This window comes from Caulobacter sp. 17J65-9 (genome assembly GCF_010975005.1).
In the GTDB taxonomy this organism is placed as follows: Bacteria; Pseudomonadota; Alphaproteobacteria; order Caulobacterales; family Caulobacteraceae; genus 17J80-11.
This window is the reverse complement of sequence record NZ_JAAIVC010000252.1, coordinates 1-3654: the sequence shown is the minus strand read 5'-3', so window position 1 is coordinate 3654 and position 3654 is coordinate 1. Positions and strand designations below refer to the sequence as shown.

Sequence of the window (3654 nt, the reverse complement as noted above, 5' to 3'; positions counted from 1 at the left end):
GCGCGGTCGGGGCGTGGTGCAGGGAGCGCAGCCAGGCGGCGTCGGCGTCGACGACGCGGCTCTGGATGGCCAGGGCGCCCTGGCCCGGGGCCGGCGGGGCGGCGACCGGATCGCGCAGGTCGCGCACCACGTCGGCCATGCCCAGGCGGTTCAGGCCGGCCTTGGCCAGCAGGATGGCGTCGCACTCGCCTTCGGCCAGCTTGCGCAGGCGGGTGTCGACATTGCCGCGCAGCATCAGGATCTCGAGGTCGGGCCGGTCGGCCAGGGTCTGCGCTTGCCGGCGAAGGCTGGCGGTGCCCAGGCGCGCGCCCTGCGGCAATTCGGCCAGCGAGCCCCACTTCAGGCTGACGAAGGCGTCGCGCGGGTCTTCGCGCTCGGGAATGGCGGCGATGGTCAGGCCGGCCGGCTGCTCGGCCGGCACGTCCTTCATCGAATGGATCGCCACGTCGATCTCGCCGGCCAGCAGGGCCTCCTCGATCTCCTTGACGAACAGCGCCTTGCCGCCGGCCTCCAGCAGGCGGCGGTCCTGGATGCGGTCGCCGGTGGTGGTGATCAGCACCAGCGGCGCGACACGGTCGGCGTCGGCCGGATCGGCGCCCAGGGCGGCGACGATGCGCGCCTGCATGTGGCGCGTCTGGGTCTGGGCGAGCTTGGAGGCGCGAGTGCCGATGCGGACGGGCGGTTGCATGGTGGCCATGCGGCGGCTACCTCGGACAGGTACACGAGCGCGGCAGCCAAAACCGTTCGCGCTCTCAGGCTTTAGGTCCCGGCCGGACTACAGGAGCGCGGTCCCGCCCGCAATCATGGCGTCATCCCTCACCGTCCTCGGCATTGAAACCAGCTGCGACGAAACCGCCGCGGCCGTGGTGCGCCGCGCGCCCGACGGCGCGGTCGAGGTGCTGTCCTCCGTCGTCGCCAGCCAGATCCAGGAACACGCCCCCTACGGCGGCGTGGTGCCGGAGATCGCCGCGCGCAGCCACGTCGAGGGCATCGACGGCATCGTGCGCGAAGCCATGCGCGAGGCCGGCGTCGGCTTCGACGGCCTGGACGGCGTGGCCGCGACGGCCGGCCCCGGCCTGGTCGGCGGCGTGATGGTCGGCCTGTCGTTCGGCAAGGCGGTGGCGCTGGCGGCGGGCAAGCCGCTCATCGCCGTCAACCACCTGGAGGGTCACGCCGTGTCGGCGCGGCTGGGCGCCAAGGCGGACTATCCCTTTCTGCTGCTGCTGGTTTCCGGCGGCCACTGCCAGCTGCTCTCGGTCGAAGGCGTGGGCCTGTGCAAGCGCTACGGCTCGACCATCGACGACGCGGCCGGCGAGGCGTTCGACAAGATCGCCAAGGCGCTGGGCCTGCCCTATCCGGGCGGGCCGCACCTGGAGAAGCTGGCCGAGAGCGGGGATCCGAGCCGCTTCCCGCTGCCGCGCGCGCTGCTGGGCCACCAGGGCTGCGACTTCTCGTTCTCGGGCCTGAAGACGGCGGCCGCGCGCGTCGCCCAGGCCGAGGTGAAGACCGACCAGGACCGCGCCGACCTGTGCGCCTCGGTGCAGGCGGCGATCGCCCGTCAGCTGGCCGAGCGCTCAGACCGGGCCATGGCCCGCTACGCCGCCCACCACCCGCACCGCCTGTTCGTGGTGGCCGGCGGGGTCGCGGCCAACCGGACCGTCCGGCGGGTGCTGGAGGAGACGGCCGCGGCCCGCGGCTTCGCCTTCGTGGCCCCGCCGCTGAAGTACTGCACCGACAACGCCGCCATGATCGCCCTTGCGGGCGCGGAGCGGCTGGCGGAGGGCCTGGTCTCGGGGCTCGACGTCGCGGCGCGACCGCGCTGGCCGCTGGACGAAGCGGCGGCGCTGGCCGATCCGACCCATAAACCGGGACGCAAGGGGGCGAAGGCGTGAACGGATTTACGAGCGTGGGCGTGATCGGCGCGGGCGCGTGGGGCACGGCCCTGGCGCAGGCGACGGTCCGGGCCGGTCTGAAAACCACCCTGTGGGCGCGCGAGCCCGAGGTGCTCGAGGCGGTGCGCGCCAGCGGCGAGAACACGCCCTTCCTGCCCGGCGTGAAGCTGGATCCCGCGATCACCGTGACCGGCGACATGGCGGACCTTTCCGCCTGCGATCTGATCCTGGCGGTGCCGCCGGCCCAGCACATGCGCTCGACGCTCGCCGCCTTCGCGCCGCACGTGCGCGACGGCCTGCCGATCGTGCTGTGCGCCAAGGGCGTGGAGCGCGGCACGCTGAAGCTGATGACCGACGTGCTGGCCGAGACCCTGCCCCAGGCGCGCCCGGCGGTGCTGTCCGGTCCGAGCTTCGCGGCCGAGGTGGCGCGCGGCATGCCGTGCGCCGTGACCCTGGCCTGCGCTGATCCGGAGCTCGGCCAGGAGCTGGTGCAGGCGATCGCCTCGCCGAGCTTCCGCCCCTATTGGGTGGACGACATGATCGGGGCCGAGGCCGGGGGCGCGCTGAAGAACGTGCTGGCCGTGGGCGCCGGCATCGTCGAGGGCCGGGGCCTGGGCCGCAGCGCCCACGCCGCCCTGATCACCCGCGGCTTCGCCGAAATGACCCGCTACGCCGTCGCGCTGGGCGCCAAGCCCGACACGGTGGCCGGCTTGTGCGGCCTGGGCGACCTGGTGCTGACCTGCTCGTCTCCGCAGTCGCGCAACATGAGCGTGGGCCTTGCTTTGGGTCAGGGCCTGACCCTGGCCGAGGCCCTGACCGGCAAGCGCTCGGTGGCCGAGGGCGTGGAGTCCGCCCCGGCGGTGCGCCAGCTGGCCGCGCGCCTGGGCGTCGAGACCCCGATCTGCGAGGCGGTCGCCGCCGTGCTGGCCGGCGAGATCGACGTCGAGGCGGCCATCGAGGGCCTGATGACCCGCCCGCTGAAGGCGGAGCGTTGAGACGATCCGGACTGGTGCAGTGAGCGTGGACGGTTCAGGCGAAATCGAGGAAGGCGCGGAGCGCAAGCGGGTATGGGAGACCCCCGCCGGCGTGCCGCTGTGCACGCTGGACAGCCTGGCCGACCCGGGCGCGCGCAACTTCGTGCTGCAGATCCGCGACGCCTATTTCCACGGCTTCGTGGTGCGCAAGGGCGAGCAGGTCTACGGCTATGTCGACCGCTGCCCGCACGCCGGCCTGCCGCTGGCCCAGGAGCTGGACAAGTACCTGACCAGCCGCGGCGACCTGATCATGTGCTCCTGGCACGGCGCCCTGTTCGAGATCGAGGACGGCCTGTGCGTCGGCGGCCCCTGCGGCGGCCAGAGGCTGCGCCCCTGGCCGGTCAAGGTTGATCAATCTGGCGTGGTCAGGACGGCCTGAGGCGCCCGTCTTGACCGGCGATCTCAATTGATCAAGCCTGCCGGGATACGGGCGGGGGCGCATCATGAAGGTTTGGGTTGCGGCGATGGTCGTCGCCATTACGGCGGCGGCGAGCTCGGCCGAGGCGGCCGACCTAGCCACGGTCATGGGCCAGCCTGTGACGGTCGCGCAGTACTCGGGCGGCGGGTTCGGCGAGGTCGCGGTGAACAAGGCGGTCTACGCCTTGCAGCTCGACATTGCTGGCAAGCTGGCGGCGGTCCTGGCTCCCGAGTGCGTCCTGGAGGCGACTGAGGCCGATCTGGACGCCTACTTCGCCCAATCCCGGTCGGCGGCCGCAGCGGCCGTCGCC

At 72.9% G+C, this 3654-nt stretch carries 5 protein-coding genes; 4 read left to right on the top strand and 1 reads right to left on the bottom strand.

What is annotated here, in order from left to right; genetic code table 11:
* Positions 1 to 697 (bottom strand): hydroxymethylbilane synthase (gene hemC, locus G3573_RS20775; protein WP_205598409.1); only part of this gene is annotated, 697 nt, incomplete at its 3' end.
* Between the two features lie 106 nt (positions 698 to 803).
* Here hemC and tsaD point away from each other — a divergent pair.
* From tsaD to G3573_RS20755, 4 genes are all read left to right on the top strand, one after another.
* Positions 804 to 1892, top strand: a complete 1089-nt coding sequence (gene tsaD / locus G3573_RS20770) for a tRNA (adenosine(37)-N6)-threonylcarbamoyltransferase complex transferase subunit TsaD (RefSeq protein WP_163263558.1) — start codon at positions 804 to 806, stop codon at positions 1890 to 1892.
* Complete coding sequence (locus tag G3573_RS20765; protein WP_163263557.1) at positions 1889 to 2887, top strand: NAD(P)H-dependent glycerol-3-phosphate dehydrogenase; 999 nt, start codon at positions 1889 to 1891, stop codon at positions 2885 to 2887. The genes tsaD and G3573_RS20765 overlap by 4 nt, the downstream gene beginning before the upstream one ends.
* A gap of 25 nt (positions 2888 to 2912) precedes the next feature.
* Positions 2913 to 3305: a Rieske (2Fe-2S) protein gene (locus G3573_RS20760; protein WP_346427426.1), complete on the top strand. Its 393-nt coding sequence runs from the start codon at positions 2913 to 2915 to the stop codon at positions 3303 to 3305.
* Between the two features lie 64 nt (positions 3306 to 3369).
* The coding region (locus G3573_RS20755) for a hypothetical protein (protein ID WP_163263556.1) at positions 3370 to 3654 on the top strand (285 nt) is incomplete at its 3' end.

What these genes read in the sequence shown, in the direction of transcription:
- tsaD (WP_163263558.1), top strand. Translation starts at nt 804, where the DNA reads ATGGCGTCATCCCTCACCGTCCTCGGCATTGAAACCAGCTGCGACGAA.